The 21962-nt window shown below is 69.2% G+C and carries 18 protein-coding genes, 1 tRNA gene and 1 pseudogene; 8 read left to right on the forward strand and 12 right to left on the reverse strand.

Annotation, left to right across the window (positions count from 1 at the left end; all coding sequences use genetic code 11):
• The first annotated feature begins 37 nt into the window (after window positions 1-37).
• Window positions 38-1729: a fatty acyl-AMP ligase gene (locus tag ABD256_RS39235; RefSeq protein WP_344430595.1), complete on the forward strand. Its 1692-nt coding sequence runs from the start codon at window positions 38-40 to the stop codon at window positions 1727-1729.
• 110 nt (window positions 1730-1839) lie between these two features.
• Here the strand turns inward: ABD256_RS39235 and ABD256_RS39240 are convergent, their stop codons facing one another.
• The 5 genes from ABD256_RS39240 to ABD256_RS39260 form a co-directional block, all read right to left on the reverse strand.
• Window positions 1840-2175, reverse strand: a complete 336-nt coding sequence (locus tag ABD256_RS39240) for a DivIVA domain-containing protein (protein WP_344430597.1) — start codon at window positions 2173-2175, stop codon at window positions 1840-1842.
• A 2-nt stretch (window positions 2176-2177) separates the two neighbouring features.
• Window positions 2178-2540, reverse strand: coding sequence for a DivIVA domain-containing protein (locus ABD256_RS39245; RefSeq protein WP_344430599.1), 363 nt, complete (start codon window positions 2538-2540; stop codon window positions 2178-2180).
• 181 nt (window positions 2541-2721) lie between these two features.
• Window positions 2722-3315 (reverse strand): aminoacyl-tRNA hydrolase, encoded by a 594-nt coding sequence (pth, locus tag ABD256_RS39250; RefSeq protein WP_344430601.1) that lies wholly within the window; start codon window positions 3313-3315, stop codon window positions 2722-2724.
• A 9-nt stretch (window positions 3316-3324) separates the two neighbouring features.
• A complete protein-coding gene (locus ABD256_RS39255) occupies window positions 3325-3945 on the reverse strand; it encodes a 50S ribosomal protein L25/general stress protein Ctc (protein WP_344430603.1) in 621 nt (206 codons plus the stop codon).
• 280 nt (window positions 3946-4225) lie between these two features.
• Complete coding sequence (locus ABD256_RS39260) at window positions 4226-4615, reverse strand: winged helix-turn-helix transcriptional regulator (RefSeq protein WP_344430605.1); 390 nt, start codon at window positions 4613-4615, stop codon at window positions 4226-4228.
• A gap of 86 nt (window positions 4616-4701) precedes the next feature.
• Here ABD256_RS39260 and ABD256_RS39265 point away from each other — a divergent pair, with 86 nt between their 5' ends.
• Window positions 4702-5349 carry an NAD(P)-dependent oxidoreductase gene (locus ABD256_RS39265; RefSeq protein WP_344430607.1) on the forward strand — a complete coding sequence of 216 codons (648 nt, stop codon included), beginning with the start codon at window positions 4702-4704 and terminating at the stop codon, window positions 5347-5349.
• 684 nt (window positions 5350-6033) lie between these two features.
• On the opposite strand, the gene ABD256_RS39270 is transcribed toward ABD256_RS39265, so the two are convergent.
• The 5 genes from ABD256_RS39270 to ABD256_RS39290 all read right to left on the reverse strand — a co-directional run bounded on the left by ABD256_RS39270 (window position 6034) and on the right by ABD256_RS39290 (window position 11938).
• Window positions 6034-7338, reverse strand: coding sequence for a flavin-containing monooxygenase (locus tag ABD256_RS39270; protein WP_344430609.1), 1305 nt, complete (start codon window positions 7336-7338; stop codon window positions 6034-6036).
• A 235-nt stretch (window positions 7339-7573) separates the two neighbouring features.
• Complete coding sequence (locus ABD256_RS39275; protein WP_344430611.1) at window positions 7574-8554, reverse strand: ribose-phosphate diphosphokinase; 981 nt, start codon at window positions 8552-8554, stop codon at window positions 7574-7576.
• On the reverse strand, window positions 8551-10026 hold the full coding sequence (gene glmU / locus ABD256_RS39280; protein ID WP_344430613.1) for a bifunctional UDP-N-acetylglucosamine diphosphorylase/glucosamine-1-phosphate N-acetyltransferase GlmU: 1476 nt from the start codon (window positions 10024-10026) through the stop codon (window positions 8551-8553). Before glmU ends, ABD256_RS39275 begins: the two co-directional genes overlap by 4 nt.
• A 59-nt stretch (window positions 10027-10085) precedes the next feature.
• A complete protein-coding gene (locus ABD256_RS39285; protein ID WP_344430615.1) occupies window positions 10086-11834 on the reverse strand; it encodes a GGDEF domain-containing protein in 1749 nt (582 codons plus the stop codon).
• A gap of 32 nt (window positions 11835-11866) precedes the next feature.
• Window positions 11867-11938, reverse strand: a tRNA-Gln gene (locus tag ABD256_RS39290).
• 200 nt (window positions 11939-12138) lie between these two features.
• Here ABD256_RS39290 and ABD256_RS39295 point away from each other — a divergent pair.
• From ABD256_RS39295 to ABD256_RS39305, 3 genes and pseudogenes are all read left to right on the forward strand, one after another.
• Window positions 12139-13104, forward strand: a complete 966-nt coding sequence (locus ABD256_RS39295) for an acyl-CoA desaturase (RefSeq protein ID WP_344430617.1) — start codon at window positions 12139-12141, stop codon at window positions 13102-13104.
• Between the two features lie 100 nt (window positions 13105-13204).
• Window positions 13205-13798: a TetR family transcriptional regulator gene (locus ABD256_RS39300; protein ID WP_344430647.1), complete on the forward strand. Its 594-nt coding sequence runs from the start codon at window positions 13205-13207 to the stop codon at window positions 13796-13798.
• 70 nt (window positions 13799-13868) lie between these two features.
• Window positions 13869-14222, forward strand: a pseudogene (locus ABD256_RS39305) (SDR family NAD(P)-dependent oxidoreductase); the annotation flags it as partial.
• A 522-nt stretch (window positions 14223-14744) separates the two neighbouring features.
• Here the strand turns inward: ABD256_RS39305 and ABD256_RS39310 are convergent.
• Window positions 14745-15923 (reverse strand): PQQ-dependent sugar dehydrogenase, encoded by a 1179-nt coding sequence (locus ABD256_RS39310; RefSeq protein WP_344430619.1) that lies wholly within the window; start codon window positions 15921-15923, stop codon window positions 14745-14747.
• Window positions 15924-16133: 210 nt separating this feature from the next.
• On the opposite strand from ABD256_RS39310, the gene mfd reads away from it, so the two are divergent.
• Window positions 16134-19700 (forward strand): transcription-repair coupling factor, encoded by a 3567-nt coding sequence (gene mfd / locus ABD256_RS39315; RefSeq protein WP_344430649.1) that lies wholly within the window; start codon window positions 16134-16136, stop codon window positions 19698-19700.
• 529 nt (window positions 19701-20229) lie between these two features.
• On the opposite strand, the gene ABD256_RS39320 is transcribed toward mfd, so the two are convergent.
• A complete protein-coding gene (locus ABD256_RS39320) occupies window positions 20230-20688 on the reverse strand; it encodes a winged helix-turn-helix transcriptional regulator (RefSeq protein ID WP_344430621.1) in 459 nt (152 codons plus the stop codon).
• A gap of 90 nt (window positions 20689-20778) precedes the next feature.
• On the opposite strand from ABD256_RS39320, the gene ABD256_RS39325 reads away from it, so the two are divergent.
• Complete coding sequence (locus ABD256_RS39325; protein WP_344430623.1) at window positions 20779-21372, forward strand: dihydrofolate reductase family protein; 594 nt, start codon at window positions 20779-20781, stop codon at window positions 21370-21372.
• Window positions 21373-21688: 316 nt separating this feature from the next.
• On the forward strand, window positions 21689-21962 hold a 274-nt coding region (locus ABD256_RS39330; RefSeq protein WP_344430625.1), incomplete at its 3' end, for a hypothetical protein.

Consider the following 21962-nt stretch of genomic DNA (forward strand, 5'->3'; position numbering starts at 1 on the left):
GTCGGATTCCGGCGCTCGTCTGGATAAGGTGCATCCCATGAGCAGGTTCGTCGATACGCTGGTCGCCACCGCGACGGCAGAAGGCCCGCAGCGGGGCATGGTGACCGGTGAGCCGGAGGAGCCGGTGCGCCGGACCTGGGGCGAGGTGCACGAGCAGGCCCGCCGCGTGGCGGGTGCGCTGGTCGAAGGCGGGTTGAAGCCGGGGGGCGCGGTGGCCGTGCTCGCGGGCGCGCCGGTGCTGATCGCGCCGACCGTGCAGGCCGTCTGGCTGGCCGCGGGCAGCGTCACGATGCTGCACCAGCCCACCCCGCGCACGGACCTCGCCGAATGGGCCGAGGACACGCTGCGCGTGCTGCGCATGATCGGCTCCGAGCTGGTGCTGCTCGGCGAGCCGTTCGACCAGCTCGCCCCGGTGCTCACCGAACACGGCATCAACTTCCGCATGATCGGCGATCTCCTCGACGGCGAACCGCTCGCCGAGCCGGTGCGCACCGACGAGGACGCGCTCGCGCTGCTGCAGCTCACCAGCGGTTCCACCGCGGAGCCCAAGGCCGTCAAGATCACCTACGGAAACCTGTACACCAACGTGAAGGCGATGGTCGAGCGCGCGGAGTTCGTGTTCGCCACCGACGTGATGGTGTCGTGGCTGCCGACCTTCCACGACATGGGCATGGTCGGGTTCCTGACCGTGCCGATGACCTTCGGCGTCGAGCTGGTGAAGATCACCCCGGTCGAGTTCCTCACCGGGCCGCTGATCTGGCCGGAGCTGATCAGCAAGTACGGCGGCACGACCACGGCGGCGCCGAACTTCGCCTACGCGATCGTCGGCAAGCGCATGGCGCGAGTGGACAGTGATCCCGAGAAGCCCCGGTACGACCTGTCGAAGCTGCGCATCGCGTTGAACGGCGCCGAGCCGATCGACGAAACCGCGGTGCGGACCTTCACCGACGCGGGCGCCCGGTTCGGGATGCCGCCGGAGTGCGTGTTCCCCGCCTACGGGATGGCCGAAGCGACCCTTGCCGTGTCGTTCGCGCCGCTGTTCACCGGCCTCACCCTGGACGTCATCGAGGCCGAAGCGCTGGAAGCGGACAGCAGGGCGGTGCCGGTTCCCGAGGGGGATCCCCGCCGTGGCACCGAATCCGTGCGGTCCTTCGCGATGCTCGGCAGGCCGCTCGACGGGCTCGAAGCCGAGATCGTCAACGACGAGGGCAAGCGGCTCGACGACCGCGAGGTCGGCGAGATCCGCCTGCGCGGCGAGGCCGTCACCCCCGGGTACCTGACCGTCGACGGCCCAGTGTCCACACAGGACGCTGACGGCTGGCTTGCCACCGGCGATCTCGGGTACCTCGTGGACGGTCAACTGGTGATCTGCGGGCGTCGCAAGGACGTCATCATCATGGGTGGCCGCAACATCTACCCGACCGACATCGAGCGGGCCGCGGGCAGCGTCGAAGGCGTCCGCGCGGGCAACGCGGTCGCCGTGCGGCTCGACGCGGGCACCCGGCGCGAACGGTTCGCCGTCGTCGTCGAGTCCAAACTGGCCGGTGACGAGGCGACGGAACGGGCGCTGGCAAAGGAAATCGCCGCCCGCGTGCGCGGCGCGGTGGACATGCGCCCCTACTCGATCGTCGTGCTGCCTGCCGGAAGCCTCCCGAAAACCCCTTCCGGCAAGGTGAAGCGCGCCGCCACCGCCACCCAGTACGCCGACAAGATCAACGCGAACGCCTGAGAGGTGCCCCGCGGCATCACACGGACGAGCCGAGCCTCCGGCGAACCGCTCACCCCGCTGGAATCGACAGGCACATCAGCACTGTGCCTTCAGGGCCTCGGCGATCCCGGTCAGGAGACGACCCGGCGCCAGATCGGGCGGCGGGCGTGGGTGTGTTCGAGCGCGGGGGCGATGTAGAACGCGCCGGAGGGTTCGTGGGCGGCCAGCGTGCTTTCCACGCGGCGCAGGAAGGCGTCGACGGAAGCACGGTCGTAACCGCGTTTGCGCAGTGAGGGACCGGGGAACGTGACCGCGTGCACCTCGGCCGCGGTCACGTCGTCCCGTCCTTCCAAGGTGGCGGCGACCCGGTTGAGGAACCCGTCCACGGCCGGTTCGTGGTAGCCGCGCGTGCCGAGGGCGGCCTGGTCGAACTGGGTGTCGTAGACCTCGTCCGCGGTCACCGCCATGGTCAGCTCTCCTGGAAGTGCTCGACGCGGGCGGTTTGCACCGGCTCGGCGCGTTCCAGGGTGGCTTCGGTTTCCGAGCGGGCGCCCGGCAGTGGTTGCGGGCGGAGCCCGGAACGGCTGATCAGCTCCTCTTCGACTTCGTCCAGGAACACGTCGACCTCGCGCTCGTCGTAGCCGCGCTTGCCGATGAGGGGCTTGCCGAACATCACGTGGTGCACTTCGGCCGCGGTCAGGTCGTCCTCGCCGTTGAGCGTCCTCTCGATCCTGGCCAGGAATTCGTCGACCTCGTGCTTGGCGTAGCCGCGCTTCCCGATCAGGGAGGTACCGAATTCGACGTTCGTGACGTCGTCGGCGGTCAGCGACATGAAAACTTCTCCAGATTCAGCAGACGGTAATGCGGCTTGCACACTCCGTCTTAACGGGCATCACTGAATCCGGGAAGGGTTGCGACTCGAATAGGGGCGTGGAAAGACGCCTTCGGGTGAGCGCGGCCATACGGCGAATGCGCTCGGTCAACCCGGAGGCCAACCCCGAGGTCAGCGCGGGTCAGCCCGCGTGGAAGGCGTTCTGGGCCGCGGTGAGCCCGGTGCCGATGAGCGCCTCGACGGCGTCGGCGCACCGGTCGATCTCGAACGCCAGTTCCTTGCGCTCGACCGTGGAAAAGTCCTTCAGCACGTAGTCCGCGGGGTCCATCCGGCCGGGCGGGCGGTCGACGCCGAACCGCACCCGGTAGTAGTCCTTGGTGCCGAGCGACTTGGTGATCGAGCGGAGCCCGTTGTGCCCGTTGTCGCCGCCGCCGAGCTTGAGCTTGAGCGCGCCGAACGGCAGGTCGAGCTCGTCGTGCACGACCACGATCCCGTCCGGGGCGATCTTGAAGAACTTGGCGGTGCCCGAAACCGGCCCGCCGGAAAGGTTCATGAACGACCGCGGTTTCGTCAGCACCACGCGGCGGTTCGCGAGCCTTCCTTCGAGCACTTCGGCGCCGCCCTTGTGGGCCTTGAACTTGCCGCCGACCCTGGCGGCGAGCTCGTCGAGCACCAGGAACCCGATGTTGTGCCGGTTTCCCGCGTAGCGGGGGCCGGGATTGCCGAGGCCGGCGAGCAGGATCTGCTCGCCGGCCCCGGGAAGGTCTTCGCTCACTCGAGTGAATTACTCGGCGGGGGTCTCGGGCTGGTCCTCGACCACGCCCGCGCCTTCGGCGTCGACGTCGCTCTCCATGGAGGCCTCGCTCGGCGCCTCGTTCACGGCGACCACCAGGTACTCGGGGTCGGTGAGCAGCGTGGAGCCGGTGGGCAGGGTGACCTGCGAGGCGAAGATGTGGGTGCCGGCCTGGATGCCCTCGATGGACACCTCGACCTGCTCCGGGATGTTCAGCGCGTCGACCTCGACCTGGATGGTGTCGATGTCCTGGTTGACCAGGGTGCCGGGGGCGGCGTCGCCGGTCAGCACGACCGGGACGTCCACGGTGACCTTCTCGCCGCGCTTGACCACGAGGAGGTCGACGTGCTCGATGTAGTTCTTGAGCGGGTGCACCACGATGGTCTTGGTGAGCGCGAGCTCGGTCTCGCTGGCGACGTCGAGGGTGAGCACGGCGTTGCGGCCGTTCTCGCGCACGACGCGGGCGAACTCGAGCGCGGGCAGGGACAGGTGGCGGGGGTCCGAGCCGTGCCCGTACAGCACCGCGGGGATTTTGCCGGCGCGACGAGTGCGACGCGCGGCGCCCTTGCCGAATTCGGTGCGGGGCTCGACGGACAGGCGTACCTCGGACACGGTGGTGCACTCCTTAATTCCGAGTAGTCGGTGGAAACTGCTCGGTCTAGCGGGGACGGTCTGTTCTGGGTGTCAATGCGTGCTCGGTGCCGTCGGCGGCGAATTCCACGACATGACTTGAAAGCGTGGCTACTCAAGCCGCCGCGTCGATCACGTCGGGCGCTCCAAGGTGGCGGTGCGCCCAGCCTCGCCGAGACAACCTGAACAGTGTAAGCAGCGCGATCGGCGCTCCACCGGGCGGGGTGCCCTAGGGTGTGTGGCCCGCGTGAGGTGGGCTCCCTCAACCGGCTGAAGCAGCCTCGCGCGCGGCCATGATCGCGGAGACGTTCGACTCCGCCCAGGTGGCGACGGCCTCGATCGGGGCGCGCAGCGAATGGCCGAGTTCGGTCAGCTCGTAGGTGACCTTCGGGGGCACTTCCGCGTAGACGGTCCGGGTGATCAGCCCGTCGCGCGCCATCGCCTTCAGGGTCTGGGTGAGCACTTTGGGCGCCACCCCGCCGAGCGCGGTGCGCAGCGCGGTGAAGCGGACGGGACCTTCCCGCAGCAGGAGCACCACCAGCACCGTCCACCGGTCCCCGATGCGGTCGAGGACGAGCCGTGTCGGGCAGTTCGGGTTGAGCACATCCGGATCTGGGATCGCGATATCGGTGCTGACCTCGTTGGTAACCACACGGTACCTATAGCACGTTGAAGTACTCGGTATCCAGTGGTTACCGTCGATCGCCTACCGAAGCCGAGATCCACAGGGAGCAGGAAATGGCAAAGCTGGTGCTGTTCGGCGCGACGGGATACGCCGGGCGCCACATCACGGACGAGGCGTTGCGCCGGGGGCACGAGGTCGTCGCGGTGGCGCGGTCGGTCGAGGGCCTCGCCGAGCGGGCCGGGGTGACGCCGAAGCAGGGCACACTGCACGACGAGGCGTTCGTCGCCGAGGCCGCGAAGGGCGCCGACGTGCTGGTCGTCGCGATCCCCGGCCGTCCGATCGACGGCAAGCGCCTGCTCGACGCGGTGCCCGCGCTGGCTTCGGCCGCCAAGGACAACGGCGCGCGGATCGGTGTCGTCGGCGGTGCGGGCAGCCTGCTGGTCGGTGAGGGCGGGCCGAGGGTGATCGACGGCCCCGAATTCCCGGACGAGTTCAAGCCGGAAGCCGGGAACCACGCCGAGGTCCTGGAAGCCCTGCGCGCGCAGCCGGCGGACGTCGACTGGTTCTACGTCAGCCCCGCCGCCGAGTTCGGCGCGTGGAACGAGGGTGAGCGCACCGGCCGGTTCCGGCTCGGCGGCGACGTCCTGCTGACCGACGCCGACGGGCATTCGCGGATCGGCGGCGCGGACTACGCGATCGCGTTCGTCGACGAGATCGATGAGCCCGCGCATCGCCGCCAGCGGTTCACCGTCGCCTACTGAGCCGGGCTTCGCGTCAGATTCCCCGAGGGGTGCCTTCGGGGAATCTGACGCCGCAATCTCGGCCTTCGCGGCATACCCCGCGGTGATGCTGATGCCCTGAGGGCGGCCTTCGCGGCGTTGGATTCCCTGAAGGGCGCCTTCGGGGCATGCGGCCCGGAGCAGCGTAGGGCCATGGGACTACCTTCGCGGCATTCAGGTCTATGAGGGCCCCTTTTTCGGGTACGAGCGCGGAAACGAGAAAGCGGTGCGAGTCGCGAGATCCCAGCATCTGCCCCCGAGGGCATCTTCGGGGCGTCCGCCGTCGCGTTCTCGGCCCTTGCAGCGCGGAGCATGGCGCTGCTGATCCCCTGAAGGACGCCTTCGGGGAATCTGACGCCACAATCTCGCCCCTCGCGGCAGGATCCCAGGCCCGCTCAGGAAAATCGCACGCCCTGAAGGGAGCCTTGGCGGCGTTGGATTCCCTCAAGGCTCCCTTCGGGGCATGTGCGTGGCAGCGGGGAAGAGGGGTGAGCTTGGGAAGTCCGGTGTATTCCCTGAAGGTGCCCTTCGGGGAATCTGACGCCGCAATCTCGCCCCTCGCGGCATACGACACAGCCACGCCTATGCCCTGAAGGTGGCCTTGGCGGCGTCAGATTCCCTCAAGGGCGCCTTCAGGGCATGCGGCGCCTCTGGAAGAGCGGGTTCCTACCGGGCGACAAGAGGAGCCGGGGACGCGGTGCGCATGGCATGGTCGACGTGCACGTGGTGCGCGATGATCCGGCCGTTCTCGATGTTGCCCGCGATCCCCACCGGGGCCAGCGAGTCCCCGTCCGGGAGGCCCGCGTAGTAGAGGCCGGGAATCGTCCCGAAAATGCCCTTTTCCTGGATCGGGGCACCGTGGTCGTCGAGCACCCGATCCGGCAGGATCCGGTAGTCCGGCCCGAAACCGGTGCACCAGACGATCGTCCTGACGCCGTGGCCGGCCAGGTCCAGCTCGGTCCCGAAATCGGAGATGTGCGCCATTTCGACACCGGACGCCGGATTCTGGACCGGTACCGCGAAACCCCGTTCCCGGATGCCGGTATCGATCTTGTCGAGCACCTGCTGGAACGAGCGGGCGGATGCCTCGGCGATCGCGACGACGTTGTTCTCCAGCAGGAGAACCTCGTGCCGCGCCGCGCGCGCCGAACCGACGAGGACGACTCCCTTCGCGGCGAGCGTGCCGAGGTTGAGGTCCTCGCGCTTGTCCTGGGTGCCGGTCACCGGCAGGCCGGGAAGGATCGGCCGGCCGTTCCCGGGGTCGGCGGGCGGGCTGACGAAATCCTCGTACAGGGAAAGGATGTGCATCCACTCCTGGATGCCGCGGCCGCGATAGCGGTTCGGCCACGCGCGGTGGCGGCCGACCGACAGGAACACCTCGCGACCGGCATCGGCGAGTTCGTCCGCGATCTGCTGACCGCTGATTCCCGCGCCCACGACCAGAACGGCACCCGGCGGCAGTGATTCGGGATTCCGGTAACCGTGCGAATGCACCTGGTGGACGGACGAGTCCACAGTGGACGCCAAGGCCGGTACCCGCGGCTTCGCGTAACCGCCCACCGCGGCGACCAGGTTGCGGGACTCGATGACGTCCCCGGTGGACAGGCAGGTCCGGAACCGCACGTCGTCGTGTTCGGAAGCGTCCTGGCAGCACTCGACCCGCTCGACGGCGGTGTGCTGCCGAACGCGGAGTGCCCGCTCCGCCACGTAGGCGCGCAGGTGCCGGGCCAGTTCCTGGCCCGACATGCAGCCGTTCGGGTCGGCGCCGTCGTATTCCCAGCCGGGGAACCGGATCGTCCGGTTGCCACTGCCGACGCGCAGGCTGTCCCACCGCTCGTGCATCCAGGCCTGGCCGATCTCGTCCTTTTCCAGGACGACCGATTCCTGGCCGAGGTCCTGCAGGGCGCCTGCCACACCGCACCCCTGCTGACCGGCACCGACGATGACGGTGCGCACGTATTCGACTACCACTGGATCAAGCCTTCCTTCGCAGTTTTTTAGGCTAGCCTTGCCTAAATTCTGCGAGGTGAAGACGACTTGATGTCAACGGTCGGAACGGAAACGGGCGAGCAGCCCTTGGCGCAGCCCGCTCGTGACGAAAATCCGCGGCTCGTTTTCCCTGTGACGAAATCCCGGTGACGAAATCCCGGATACGACCGTGGGGCCCGCCGCGAGTGAACGCGAAGGGCCCCACGGGACAGAAAGATCAGGCGTTGCCGTCGAACAGGCTCGTCACGGAGCCGTCCTCGAACACCTGCTGGATCGCCTCGGCGAGCATCGGCGCGATCGAGAGCACGGTCAGCCGGTCGAACCGCTTCTCCTCGGGGATCGGCAGCGAGTTCGTGACGATCACCTCGCGCGCCTTGCAGCCGGAGAGCCGCTCGGTCGCCGGGTCGGACAGGATGCCGTGCGTGGTCGCGATGACGACGTCCGCGGCGCCTTCTTCGAGCAGCGCGTCGGTGGCCTTCACGATCGTGCCGCCGGTGTCGATCATGTCGTCGATCAGGACGCACAGCTTGCCCTGCACCTTGCCGACCACGCGGTTGGCCACGGCCTGGTTCGGCTTGTCCGGGTCGCGCGTCTTGTGGATGAACGCGATCGGCCGGTCGCCGAGCTGCTGCGCCCACTTCTCCGCCAGCCGCACCCGGCCGGAGTCCGGCGAGACGACCGTGATGTCCGCGTCCGCGTAGGTCTTCTTGACGTACTGCGCGAGCAGGCTCTGCGCGAAGAGGTGGTCGACGGGGCCGTCGAAGAAGCCCTGGATCTGCGCGGTGTGCAGGTCGACGGTCATGATCCGGTCCGCGCCCGCGGTCTTGAACAGGTCCGCGATGAGCCGCGCCGAGATCGGCTCGCGGCCCTTGTGCTTCTTGTCCTGCCGTCCGTACGGGTAGAACGGCATCACCACGGTGATCCGCTTGGCGCTGGCGCGCTTGAGCGCGTCGACCATGATCAGCTGCTCCATCACCCACTCGTTGATCGGGGTGGTGTGGCTCTGGATCACGAACGCGTCGGTGCCGCGGACGGACTCCTCGAACCGCACGAAGATCTCGCCGTTGGCGAAGGTGTGCGCGGTCTGCGGGGTGATCGTCACGTTCAGGTGCTGCGCCACCTCTTCGGCGAGCTCCCGGTGTGCGCGACCGGAGAAGAGCATCAAGTTCTTCTTCGGCGTGCCGGACTTCGGACTCATGATGGCGACTCCCCGTCGTTTTCTTCGGTTCCTTGCTGTTCGGCGAGTGCCTTCTCGGCGGCCTCTGCCGCGGGGGTGCCCGACCTGCGCCGGGCCACCCAGCCTTCGATGTTGCGCTGCGGGCCTCCGGACACCGCGAGCGCGCCAGGCGGGACGTCGCGCCTGATCACCGCGCCGGCACCGCTCGCGGCGCCGTCGCCGACGGTCACCGGGGCGACGTACATGTTGTCCGAGCCCATCCGGACGTGGGAGCCGATCGTGGTGTGGTGCTTGGCGACGCCGTCGTAGTTGACGAACACGCTCGACGCGCCGATGTTGCTGTGCTCGCCGATGGTGGCGTCCCCGACGTAGGTCAGGTGCGGCACCTTGGTGCCCTTGCCGATATCGGCGTTCTTGGTTTCGACGAAGGTGCCGATCTTGCCCTTCTCCGCGAGCCGGGTGCCGGGCCGCAGGTAGGCGAACGGGCCGACGGTGACGTTGTCGCCGAGCACCGAGCTGGAGCCGTGGGTGCGGACGACGCTGGCGCCGGAGCCGATCCGGACGTCGGTGAGGGTGCTGTCGGGGCCGATCGCGGTGCCTTCGCCGACGGTGGTCTCGCCGTGGAGCTGGACACCGGGGGAGATGACGACGTCGCGGGAGAGGGTGACGCCCGCGTCGATCCAGGTGGTGGCGGGATCGACGACGGTGACGCCGGCGCGCTGCCAGCCGCGCACGATGCGCCGGTTCAGCTCGGCGCCGAGCACGGAGAGCTGGACGCGGTCGTTGACGCCCTCGGTGAGCCACGGGTCGTCGACGACGAGCGCGCCGACCTTCCCGCCGTCGCCGCGGGCGATCCCGAGCACGTCGGTGAGGTACAGCTCGCCCTGCGCGTTGTCGGTGGACAGCCGGGACAGGCCGTCGGCGAGCACGGCGGCGTCGAAGGCGTAGACCCCGGAGTTGATCTCGGTGATCTCGAGCTGCTCCGGCGTGCCGTCCTTCTGCTCGACGATGCCGGTCACGGCGCCCGCCGGATCGCGGAGGATGCGGCCGTACCCGGTCGGCTCGGTGACCACGGCGGTGAGCACGGTGACGGCGTTGCCCGACCCGGTGTGCTCGGCCAGCAGCGAAGCGAGCGTCGGGGTGTCGAGCAGCGGCACGTCGCCGTAGCTGACCAGCACGGTCCCGGTGAGACCGGGCGGGAGGGTGGCGAGCGCGCACGAAACGGCGTGTCCCGTGCCGTTCTGCTGCTCCTGCACGGCGGTGGTGACCTGCCTGCCGAGCGCCTTGCCGACCAGGTCGAGGTGCTCGCCGACGGCCTCGCGGCCGTGCCCGACGACGACGGTCAGGTGCTCGGGATCGAGCCCCGCCGCGGCGCGCACGGCATGCTCGACGAGCGGCCTCCCCGCGATGGGGTGCAGCACTTTCGGGGTGCGTGAACGCATGCGGGTGCCTTCACCCGCGGCGAGGATCAGCGTGCTGAGCGGGCCGGTCACAACGCTCCTACGAATAGTTCAGGCACTGTTTGCCTGTTGGCGGCTACCGGGCCACGATCCTACGTTGGCTGTTCGCCGCTCGACGCAGGGTCGTCCTGTGGCTCGTCCTCGATCCATTCAGGAGCCGCTTCGCCACCGCCCGCGGCGCCGGACGAGACCTGGTTCCCGCCGCCCCGTTTCGCCTGGTACATGGCCGCGTCCGCGCGGGCGAGCACCTGGTCGGCGCGCTCCTGCGGGCGCAGCGAGACGAGCCCGACCGACAGCGTCACACCGTGCGAAAGGTGGTGCGGCAGCCCCGCGACGGCGCTGACCGAGCGGCCGAGCGCCTGCTTCGCCGCGGACACCGGGGCGCCGGGCAGCAGCACGATGAACTCGTCGCCGCCGTAGCGGGCGACGATGTCGTCGCCGCGCAGCGCGTCGCGCAGCGTGCTCGCGACGACGCGGAGCACGTCGTCGCCTTCGGCGTGCGAGTGCTGGTCGTTGACGTCCTTGAAGCCGTCGAGGTCGACGAGCGCGACGGCCAGGGGCTGTGCGGTGGCCGAGGACGACAGCGTGCGCAGGTGCTCGTCGAGCGCGCGGCGGTTGGGCAGGCCGGTGAGCGGGTCCTGCAGCGCCTGCTGGGTGATCGCGCCGTGCTCGGCGGAGAGCCGCTCGTGCTCGCGGCGCGTGTTGAGCGTGGCGATCTGCGATTCGCGCGTCGACCACAGCTCGGTTTCCAGCGACGACGCGTATTCGAGCAGTGACCTCGCCGCGCCCGTGCTGCCGTCGTATTCGAGCCGCGCGATCTCGCGGGCGAGGTTGAGCCGCATCGACGGCTGCGAGTTGTCCTCGGCAAGGGTCTTGCGGATCCGTTCGAGCGCCACCAGCGACTCGTCACGCCGCCCCACCTTTTCCAGGCAGCGGGCGAGCGCGATCACGACGATGACCTGCTCGTGCGGGTAGCCGGGTTCGGCCGCGAGGTGCTGCAGGCGGTCGATGTGCGCCTCGTCCGGTTCGGCGAACGCGAGCGCGGCCGCGAGCACGCCGACCTGGTCCACCGCGGCGACGCCGATGCGGCGCGGGAACAGCGATTCGGCGAACGGCGCTTCCACCGCCACCGCCATCGACGCGGCCGTGCGGAACTTCTCGGCTGCCTCGTCGTGCCGGTCTACGCGTTCGAGCCGCAGGCCCCAGCCGAGCAGCATCTTGACGCGGTTCATCAGCTGCAGGGTGATCTCGTGCGGGCCCGCGCTCTCGCGGATGGCCTGGTGGGCGCGCGCGATGACCTCTTCGGCCGCCTCGTAGACGCCGAGCTGGTTGAGCACGAGCCAGCAGTCGATCAGCGCGGTGGCCTGCATCTTCGCCCAGGCGCGCTTGCCGAGCTGCAGGTCGGAGGTGTTGGAGTCGTCGAGGATCGCCAGCGCGCGGGCGATCTCGGTGAGCGCGGCGTCCTCCTGCTCGGCGAGGACGAGACGGCGCCCTCGCATGGCGTGCGCGTCCGCGCGGTGCAGCGCGAGCCCGTGCCTGCGGGTGTGCGCGAGCATCTCGTCGAGCAGGGGCTCCGCCTTGCCGGCGAGACCGCGGGTGACGAGCCGCGCCAGCGCGGCGGCCCGCAGCAGGGTGGCGACCATGGTCGGCTCGCCGCGCCGCTGGGCCTCCTCCAGCAGCTCGTCGAGCGTCTGGACGATTTCGAGCTGCTCGTCGTGATCGGTCCGCTGGATCGCGGCGATCAGCTCGCGAGCCCTGCCGACGAGCCAGGCGTCCGAAAGTTCCACGAGCGCCGGGCGCCTGTTCTTCTGGTCGAGCGCCTCACCGTGCAGCTGGGCCACCCCCTGTGGATTGCGCTGTCTGCTCGTCGTTGCTCCGCCGCCAGGATTCGAACCTGAACTATCAGAACCAAAATCTGAGGTGCTGCCGATTACACCACGGCGGATCACGCCTGGTCAGGATAGTCATATTCGGCGTCACCCGTCTTGGCAGGTCCGCGGCGCACGGCCGACCTGCGGATACCCGCGCGCGAGACGTGCCACACGTTTGCCTCTCCACAGGGGCGGGTAGCTGAGGTACCGTAACTTACGGCATCGTAGGTAAGGCCACCCTTACGGGAGCCTGTCGCAGGAAGAAGTGAAGTGCATGACGGCAACCCTGGACCGCCCGTCCGGCTCTGGTGAGACCCCCGAAGCCAAGGGGCCCAAGCCCGTCATCAGCGGCAAGCGCGGTTTTCCGTTGCAGCTTTCGGTGTACTTCGGCGTGATCGCCCCGCTGGTGGCGCTGCTCGTCGCGGTCCCGTTCGCCTGGGGCTGGGGCCTGAGCTGGGTCGACGTCGGCCTGTTCGTCGTCTTCTACGGCATCAGCGGGCTCGGCATCACGGTGTCCTACCACCGGTACTTCACGCACGGCTCGTTCAAGGCGAAGCGCTGGCTGCGGATCGCGCTGGCGATCGCGGGCAGCCTCGCCGTGCAGGGCCCGGTGATCGTCTGGGTCGCCGACCACCGGCGGCACCACGCGTTCTCCGACCGCGACGGCGACCCGCACTCGCCGTGGGCCTTCGGCACCACGCCGTTCGCGGTGGCAAGGGGTTTCTGGCACGCGCACATGGGCTGGCTGTTCGAGCGCGACCGCACGAACGCCGAGCGCTTCGCGCCGGACCTGCTGAAGGACGCCGACATCGTCCGCGTGAACAAGCTCTTCTGGCTCTGGACCCTGCTGTCCATCGTGGTGCCCGGCATCCTCGGCGGGCTGATCACTTGGTCGCTGTGGGGCGGCGTGACCGCGCTGTTCTGGGCCGGGCTCGTGCGCATCTGCGTGCTGCACCACGTGACCTGGTCGGTGAACTCGATCTGCCACATGATCGGCGAGCGCCCGTTCCAGGCCCGCGACAAGTCGGCCAACTTCTGGCCGCTGGCGATCTTCTCCTTCGGCGAGTCGTGGCACAACCTGCACCACGCCGACCCGACGTCCGCGCGCCACGGTGTCCAGCGCGGGCAGATCGACCTGTCGGCGCGCACGATCTGGATCTTCGAGAAGTTCGGCTGGGCCTACAGCGTGCGGTGGCCCACCCCGCAGCGCCTGGCCAGGCTGGCGACCGAGAGCAAGTAGCCTGCGGGGTCTACTGTGCTGAATCGTGGCAGCCAGACGTCGGGCTAAGCGTGAAGCGGCCACCGGTGTGCGCCCAGCCGCACCGGTGGCCCGCGTGCGCATGACCGGGACCGAGCGCAGGCAGCAGCTCGTCACGGTGGCGCGGGAGCTGTTCGCGGAGAAGGGCTTCGACGGCACCTCGGTCGAGGAGATCGCGCATCGCGCGAACGTGTCGAAACCCGTGGTGTACGAGCACTTCGGTGGCAAGGAAGGGATCTACGCGGTCGTCGTCGACCGGGAGACCCAGCTGCTGCTCGACCGGATGGTGTCCACTTTGCACGGTGGGCATCCGCGCGTGATGCTGGAGCAGGCCGCGGTGGCGCTGCTCAGCTACGTCGAGGACTCGCACGACGGGTTCCGGATCCTGGTGCGCGACTCACCGGTGGCGAGTTCGACGGGCACGTTTTCGACCCTGCTCAACGACATCGCGAGCCAGGTGGAGCACATCCTCGCCCAGCAGTTCGCGGCGCGCGGCTACGACGAGAAGCTGGCCGCGCTGTACGCGCAGGCGCTGGTCGGAATGGTCGCGCTGACCGGTCAGTGGTGGCTCGACGCGCGCAAGCCCAAGCGCGACGAGGTGGCCGCGCACCTGGTGAACCTCGCCTGGAACGGGCTTTCGCACCTGGAGCACAAACCGCGCCGCCGCCTCGACTGAGCCCGGACGTACCTTCTGCTCTTCGGCGTGATCGTCTATTTTCGGTCCCGACGAGAGGGGAATTCATGGCGCGGCGCACGCGCGCATCGTCACCATCGGCTCCATCGCCGCGAAGGCGGGCTCCGGTTCGTACGGCGCGTCGAAGGCGGCGCTCGAGGCGTGGAACGTGGATACCGCGCGCACCCTCGGCGCGCGCGGCATCAGCTCGAACATCGTGGCGCCCGGCGTCATCACGGACACGGAGTTCTTCCACGGCACGGTGACCGAGGAATGGATCCAGTCGAGGGCCGCCGCCGCGTTCACCAAGCGCGCGGGGACCCCGGAGGAAGTGGCGGGCCTGGTGTTCTTCCTCGGCTCGCCGGACGCCGGGCACATCACCGGCCAGGTGGTGCACGTCAACGGCGGCGCGCACACCGCGAACTGATCTTTCTCGGGGCCTTGGCGCGCTTTCCGATGCCCCGAAGGTGACCTTTGGAGCGGTGATGTCCCTGAAGGTCACCTTCGGGGACTTGAACGTCTCGATTGTTCCCCTCATGAGCTTTCTCCGCTCCGGCGTACCTGCTTCCATTGCCGCGCGCATGCCCTGAAGGGGCCCTTGAGGGAATCTGATGTCGTGAAGGGCACCTTCGGGGCATCAGCTTCGGCAGGCTCCCCGCCGCGAAGGCCGAGAATGCGGCGTCAGGTTCCCCGAAGGCACCCTTCAGGGGCTGCGATTCTCACGAGCTTTCTCCGCTCCGGCGCACTTGCCCATTGCCGCGTGCATGCCCTGAAGGGGCCCTTGGGGGAGTCTGATGCCGTGAAGGGCACCTTCGGGGCATCAGACTCGGCAGGCTCCGCGCTGTGAGGGGCGAGAATGCGGCATCAGATTCCCCCAAGGTGGCCTTCGGGGAATGCGGCTGCCGCCGTCATGCCCCGAAGGCCCTCACCCCTCGCCGCCGCAGAAGGATCAGGCCGGGGTGACGCGGAGGAGCTTGTCGTTGGTGCCGTTGGAAGTGGTGACGTAGAGCGCGCCGTCCGGGCCGCTGCGTGCGGCGCGAAGGCGGCCGTAGGAGGTGAACTCCGGCGGCACCGTCACCTCGGTGACCCGCTGGCCCGCGCCGTCGAGGGAGAACAGCAGCAGCTTCTGCCCCTTGAGCGCGACGACCGCGAGCCTGCCTTCCAGCTCGCCCCAGTTCTTCCCGGTGAGGAAGGCCGCGCCGGCGATCGCCTCGGTCATCTTCCCGGTCGTCCACAGTGCACGGACGGCGTCCGGGAAGCGGGTCGTGTCGGTCATCGGCACGCTTTCGTCGTAACCGCCGGGAGTGGTACCGCCCCTCGACGGGTCCCAGCCGTAGTTGCCACCGGCGACCGACGGGTTCAGCTCGTCGTCGATGTCGGGGCCGTGCTCGGCGGTGAACACCTGGCCGCTGCCCGGCCGCACCGCGACGCCCTGCACGTTCCGGTGGCCGTAGCTGAAGATCCGCTGCTCCTTCGGGTCGGCCGAGGAGATGAACGGGTTGTCCGGCAACGGTTTCCCGGTGTTCACGTCGATGCGGAGCACCTTGCCGCCGAGGTTGTGCCGATCCTGCGCGTAGGTCGCGCGCGCGGTGTCACCGGTGCCGACGAGCAGCGCGCCGTCGGCGGCGATGGTGGGACGGCAGCCGCCATGCCGCCCGCTCGGGTTGACCGGCAGCCCGGTGAGCAGGTCGCCGACCTTGGTGGCGGTGCGCTCGTCCGCGCTGAGCTTCCAGGTCACCAGCCGGATGTCGACCGCCTGCGTGCCTTCCTTGCGGGCCTGGCAGGTGATGAACTCGCGGCTCTTCTCGAAATCGGGCTTGATCACGAGCCCCATCAGCCCGCTTTCACCGCGGACGAACACGTCGGAGAAATCGGCCGCCGGTGTGGTGACGGTCGTGCCCGAAACGAGCGCGAGCTTGCCGGGGCGCTGCGTCACCAGCAGCTTGCCCCCGGGGAGGAACCCGACGTCCCAGCCGTGCACGAGCTTGTTCGTGACCTCGGTGACGGCGAACTTCGCCTGCGCCGCAGGCTGCGTTCGCGGTACCGGGTTCTCCGGCAGTTGGCTGGCACACGCCGTGGCGGTGACCATGGTGACGGCGGTGGCGAGGCAGATCGCGATCCGGCGCATGGTGCTCATTGTCCGGTTCGCGGCGTTGTTTGAACACCCGTCGTAGGTGTCCTGAACGCGCCAATCGCGGTACTTAAGTCCCCGAAGGTGACTTTCGGGGCAGCTACCGCCCCGAAGGTCACCTTCGGGGCACACGGCCCCAGCCCAGGGAAGCGCGCGCGAGAAGTGTCGGGGCGGCCACGTACCCTGGGCCAGGTGACAAGCGCTCCATTGTCCGGTCTCCTGAACACAGTGCTGCCCGAACCCTCCCTGCGCGGGATCGTGGAACGGGCAGGCGCACCCCTACTAGAGATTGAGGGCCCCGTCGCGGCCCGTCAGCTCGTCGTGGCCGCACTGGCCGCCGACAAGGCTGGCGAAAAGGGCAGCCCGGTGCTGGCCGTCACGGCCACCGGCAGAGAGGCCGACGAGCTGACCGCCGCGCTGTCCGCCCTGCTCGGCGAGGGCGCGGTGGTGGACTTCCCGTCCTGGGAGACGCTGCCCCACGAGCGGCTGTCCCCGCGCGCGGACACCGTCGGCAGGCGCCTGGAAGTGCTGCACAGCCTGCGCAACGGCACGCCGCCCCGCGTGGTTGTCTCGACCGTCCGCAGCCTCATCCAGCCGATGGCGCCCGGCCTCGGCTCGCTCGCGCCGATCGATCTGAAGGTCGGTGAGGAGCAGGAGTTCGAGGGCGTCCTGGAGCGCCTCGTCGAGCTGGCCTACACCCGCGTGGACATGGTCGAGAAGCGCGGCGAGTTCGCCGTCCGCGGTGGCATCCTCGACGTGTTCGGCCCGACCGCGCAGCACCCCGTCCGGGTCGAGTTCTGGGGCGACGAGGTCAGCGAGATCCGCGCGTTCGCGGTGTCCGACCAGCGCTCGCTGCCGGGTGAGATCGCGGAGATCACCCGGGTCAGCGCGCCGCCGTGCCGCGAGCTGCTGCTCACCGCGGACGTGAAGGCCCGTGCCGCCGAGCTGGCCGAGGCGCACGCCGCCGACGCCCAGCTCGCCGAGATGCTCACCAAGCTCGCCGACGGCATCCCGTGCGAGGGCATGGAGGCGCTCATCCCGGTGCTGTGCGAAGGCGAGCTGGAGCTGCTCACCGACGCCATGCCCGAGGGCGCGCACGTGCTGCTGGCCGATCCCGAGAAGATCCGCGCCCGCGCGCACGACCTGGTCCGCACCGGCCAGGAGTTCCTCGAAGCGTCCTGGACCACGGCGGCGGGCGGCGGGCAGGCGCCCATCGATCTCGGCGCTTCGGCGTACCGGGATCTCGCCAGCGTCGCGAGGCACGCGGGGGAGACCAAGCGCGCCTGGTGGACGATCTCGCAGCTCACCACCGACGCCGAGGACGTGTACCGCGTCGGCGTCGAGGCCGCGCCCGCGTACCGGGGCGAGCTGGAACGCGCGACGACGGATCTGCGCGCGCACACCGCCTCCGGCGGTGCCGCCGTGCTCGTGGTCGCGGGGCACGGCACCGCCGCGCGCGCCGTCGAGCAGCTTTCGAGCGCCGAGGTGCCCGCCACGCTCGCCGACGGCGGTCTCACCGCGGCGCCCGCGGCAGGCGTCGTCACGGTCACCTGCGGTGCGCTGTCCGACGGGTTCGCCGCGCCGGAGCTGGCGCTGGTGGTGCTCAGCGAATCGGATCTCACCGGCCGCGGTGCGAGCGCCGGACAGTCCACAAGGGACTTGAACGCCAAGATGCCGTCGCGCCGCCGCAACGCGGTGGACCCGCTCGCCCTGAAGGCCGGCGACTACGTGGTGCACGACCAGCACGGCATCGGCCGGTTCGTGGAAATGGTGCAGCGCACGGTCGCGGGCGCCACGCGCGAGTACCTGCTGCTCGAATACGCCTCGTCCAAGCGCGGCCACCCCGGCGACCGGCTCTTCGTGCCGACCGACCAGCTCGACGAGGTTTCCCGTTACGTCGGCGGCGAATTGCCCACGCTCAACAAGCTCGGCGGTTCGGACTGGAAGAACACCAAGGCCAAGGCGAAGAAGGCGGTCAAGGAGATCGCCGCCGAGCTGGTGCAGCTCTACGCGGCCAGGCAGGCCGCGCCCGGCCACGCCTTCGGCGCGGACACGCCGTGGCAGAACGAGCTGGAAGACGCGTTCCCGTTCACCGAGACCAACGATCAGCTCGCCGCGATCGAAGAGGTCAAAACCGATATGCAGCGCGGCGTCCCGATGGACAGGGTCATCTGCGGCGACGTCGGCTACGGCAAGACCGAGATCGCGGTGCGCGCCGCGTTCAAGGCGGTGCAGGACGGCAAGCAGGTCGCCGTGCTGGTGCCGACCACGCTGCTCGCGCAGCAGCACCTGAGCACGTTCACCGAGCGCATGCAGTCCTTCCCGGTGACCATCAAGGGCCTGTCCCGGTTCACCAACAAGTCCGAAGTGGACGGTGTGCTGGAGGGCCTGGCGGGCGGCGAGGTCGATATCGTGATCGGCACGCATCGCTTGCTGCAGACCGGAATCCGCTACAAGGACCTCGGGCTCGTGATCGTCGACGAGGAGCAGCGCTTCGGCGTCGAGCACAAGGAGCACATCAAGGCGCTGCGCACGCACGTCGACGTGCTGACGATGTCCGCGACCCCGATCCCGCGGACGCTGGAGATGTCGCTCGCGGGCATCCGCGAGATGTCCACGATTCTTACTCCGCCGGAGGACCGGCACCCGATCCTGACCTACGTCGGCGGCTACGACGACAAGCAGGTCGGTGCCGCCGTGCGCCGCGAGCTGCTGCGCGACGGCCAGGTCTTCTACGTGCACAACCGGGTGTCCTCGATCGAGAAGGCCGCCAAGCGCATCCGCGAGCTGGTGCCGGAGGCGCGCGTGGTCACCGCGCACGGCCAGATGAACGAGGACAAGCTCGAAAAGGTCATCCAGGGCTTCTGGGAGCGCGAGTTCGACGTGCTCGTGTGCACCACGATCGTCGAAACCGGGCTCGACATCTCCAACGCCAACACCCTGATCGTCGAGCGCGGCGACATGCTGGGTCTCGCGCAGTTGCACCAGCTCCGCGGCCGGGTCGGCCGCGGCCGCGAACGCGGCTACGCGTACTTCCTGTACCCGTCGGAGGCACCGCTCACCGAGACCGCGCACGACCGGCTCGCCACGATCGCGCAGAACACCGAACTCGGCGCGGGCATGGCCGTGGCGATGAAGGACCTGGAGATCCGCGGCGCGGGCAACATCCTCGGCGCCGAGCAGTCCGGGCACATCGCGGGCGTCGGCTTCGATCTGTACGTGCGGCTCGTCGGCGAGGCGGTGGACGTGTTCCGCCGCAGCGCGGGCGCCGAGCCGATCGAGGACGAGGCCCCCGCCGAGGTGCGCGTGGACCTGCCGATCGACGCGCACATCCCGCACGACTACGTGCCGGGCGAGCGGCTTCGCCTGGAGGCGTACCGGAAGATCGCCGCCGCCCCCGGCGCCGATGGGCTGGACGCCGTCCGCGAAGAGCTGGTCGACCGCTACGGCGAACCGCCCCCCGCGGTGCGCAGGCTGCTGTCGGTCGCGGCGTTCCGGCACGTGTGCCGCGCGGCCGGGGTGACCGAGGTTTCCGCGCAGGGCAACACGATCCGCTTCGCGCCGCTGCCACTGGCCGATTCGCAGATGGTGCGGCTCAAGCGCTTGTACCCGAAGGCGATGTACAAGGCCGTGACGAACACGGTCTCGGTACCGAAGCCGACCGAAGGCCCCGCGGGCGGCCGGATGGGTTCGCCGCAGCTCCGCGACGAGCCACTGCTGGACTGGTGCACGAAGGTACTGACCCAGCTCACGAAAACCCCGGCCCCCGTATAGCTCGCCCGCTCCGCCCGCTTCGTGGCTCCGTGCCTCGCGGACCTGCTGGCTTCGCGGCTTCGCCCGCTTCGCGGCTTCGTGCCTCGCGGACCCGCTGGCTTCGCGGCTTCGCCCGCTTCGCGAGGGGAACATTCGCGGCGTTGGATTCCCTGAAGGTGACCTTCGGGGACCTGAACGCCCCGAGTTCGGCCTTTGCGAGCCGTCTTCGCGGAGCCCTCGTGAGCCGCTTTCGCGGAACCCTTGCGGGCTTCACGAGCCGCTTTCGCGGAACCTTCGCGGGGCTTCACTCGCCGCTTTCGTGAGCTGTCCTCGCGAGCGGTCGTCGCCGGGGCATTCGTGAGCTGTCCTCGCGAGCCGCCGTCGCCTGCTTCTCTGTGCCCTGAAGGTGCCCTTGGGGGAATCTGATGCCGCGAAGGCCACCTTCAGGGCATGGGCGTGGCTGTGTCGTATGCCGCGAGGGGCGAGATTGCGGCGTCAGATTCCCCGAAGGGCACCTTCAGGGCATGAGGATTCCCCCGAGGAACCGGGATCAACTGGTCGAGCCCGAGCCGGGGCCGGCGAGCGGGGTGATGTCGCCCGCGTGCATCGGCTTCCCGCAGTGCGCGCAGCGCAGTTCGGCGTTGCTGATCTCGCCGCACGCGTGATGCCGGTAGAGCACGGGCGGGCCCGCAGCGCCGGCGAGCCACTTGTCGCCCCACCCGGTCATGACGATGAGCAGGTCGACGAGTTCGGCACCCTTTTCCGTCAGCACGTACTCGTACCGCGGCCGCTGGTCGTAGGGACGGCGGTCGAGGACTCCGTGGTCCACGAGGTGGTTCAACCGCTCGGTCAGGACCTTGCGCGAGATGCCGAGATCCGCCTGGATCTGGTCGAACCGGGTGGCGCCGACCCACACGTCGCGCAGGATCAGCGGCGACCACGGCTCTCCGATGACGTCGAGCGTGCGCGCGATCGAGCACGCCATCCCGCCGAAGTTCGTGCGCTGCATGGAAGAAGTCTAGCAATCAGGGTTCCCTCAAGAAACTCAAGCTGCTACGGTCATAAAGTCTCCTGAAGGAACTTAGAGAGGAACGAGGACATGGGCAAGGTCGTCAGTGCGCACTCGGTGTCGGTCGACGGGTACATCACCGGTCGCGAGCCCGGCCCCGGCAAGGGGCTCGGTGACGGGGGAATGCTCTTCGACTGGTACTTCGACGGCGACACGCCCAGCCGGGTGTTCGGCGGGTTCAAGCTGAGCGAGCCCAGTGCGCGGGTCTTCGACGCCGCCGCCGAGCGCGTGGGCGTGGCCCTGACCGGTCGCAACACCTACGAGGACTCCGAGCGCTTCGGCGGCGGCAGCCCGCACCCGACGGCGCCGCTGCTCCTCCTCAGCAACCACCCGGCGCCGGAGATCACCGAGCGGCAGACCCTGGTCACCACGGGAATCGAGGACGCGATCGCGGCGGCCCGCGAGATCGCCGGTGACCGGGACGTGTGCCTCATGGGCGGCGGCGTCACGGCCGCGGCGTTGAAGGCGGGGCTCGTCGACGAGGTGATCCTGCACCAGGTGCCGATCCTGCTCGGCAGTGGCAGGCCCTTCTTTCAGACGCTTCCCCGGCACATTCGTCTCCGCCTCATCGAGGCCGTTCCGGCGCCCGGTGTCACGCACCTCCATTACGCCGTCGAGCGCTGAGCATTTCCGGAGAATCTCCGTCGCTAGCACGGTATTCGCGCTCCGGCAAGCAGGAATGCGCGGACGAACAACATGATGTGCCGCCCTGTCCTGTTTCGAGGCCGGCGCGGGCGGCGATTTGTCCCACGGCGATCAAGTGCGGTGGCCGATCATCCCTGGTGACAGTCCATTTGCGACTACGCCAGCGCGGGCAGGACCGGTGGCGGCGTAAGGAAAGAATAAGGCGGCGGTTAGCGTCCGACTAACACCCTCCTGGTTAGGTTTCGATTGTTCCGATGGTGATTCGGAACGGCACTGCGTTTCGGAGGGATTCCACATGAGGACGACTCGAGTCATCCAGTCACTCGCCATCGCGGGCCTGGCGGTCGCCGGGCTCGCGGCCACTTCGTCGACCGCGTTCGCCGCTGGCCACGAGCAGGCGCCCACGCTGCCCGTGGTGGGCAGTCCTGCGGGTGTGCCGGGTGTGCTGCCCACGTTGCCTGTCAGGGGTGTTCCTGCGGGTGTGCCGGGTGTGCTGCCCACGTTGCCTGTCAGGGGTGTTCCTGCGGGTGTGCCGGGTGTGCTGCCCACGTTGCCTGTCAGGGGTGTTC

Origin of the sequence: Amycolatopsis minnesotensis, assembly GCF_039529815.1 — a bacterium.
Lineage (GTDB): Bacteria > Actinomycetota > Actinomycetes > Mycobacteriales > Pseudonocardiaceae > Amycolatopsis > Amycolatopsis minnesotensis.

Excerpts from the sequence above, each read along its gene's own strand:
- ABD256_RS39235 (WP_344430595.1), top strand. The coding sequence starts at position 38 with ATGAGCAGGTTCGTCGATACGCTGGTCGCCACCGCGACGGCAGAAGGC.
- ABD256_RS39240 (WP_344430597.1), bottom strand. The coding sequence starts at position 2,175 with ATGGCGGTGACCGCGGACGAGGTCTACGACACCCAGTTCGACCAGGCC.
- ABD256_RS39245 (WP_344430599.1), bottom strand. The coding sequence starts at position 2,540 with ATGTCGCTGACCGCCGACGACGTCACGAACGTCGAATTCGGTACCTCC.
- ABD256_RS39265 (WP_344430607.1), top strand. The coding sequence starts at position 4,702 with ATGGCAAAGCTGGTGCTGTTCGGCGCGACGGGATACGCCGGGCGCCAC.
- ABD256_RS39275 (WP_344430611.1), bottom strand. The coding sequence starts at position 8,554 with ATGAGTCCGAAGTCCGGCACGCCGAAGAAGAACTTGATGCTCTTCTCC.
- ABD256_RS39295 (WP_344430617.1), top strand. The coding sequence starts at position 12,139 with ATGACGGCAACCCTGGACCGCCCGTCCGGCTCTGGTGAGACCCCCGAA.
- ABD256_RS39300 (WP_344430647.1), top strand. The coding sequence starts at position 13,205 with ATGACCGGGACCGAGCGCAGGCAGCAGCTCGTCACGGTGGCGCGGGAG.
- ABD256_RS39310 (WP_344430619.1), bottom strand. The coding sequence starts at position 15,923 with ATGCGCCGGATCGCGATCTGCCTCGCCACCGCCGTCACCATGGTCACC.
- ABD256_RS39320 (WP_344430621.1), bottom strand. The coding sequence starts at position 20,688 with ATGCAGCGCACGAACTTCGGCGGGATGGCGTGCTCGATCGCGCGCACG.
- ABD256_RS39325 (WP_344430623.1), top strand. The coding sequence starts at position 20,779 with ATGGGCAAGGTCGTCAGTGCGCACTCGGTGTCGGTCGACGGGTACATC.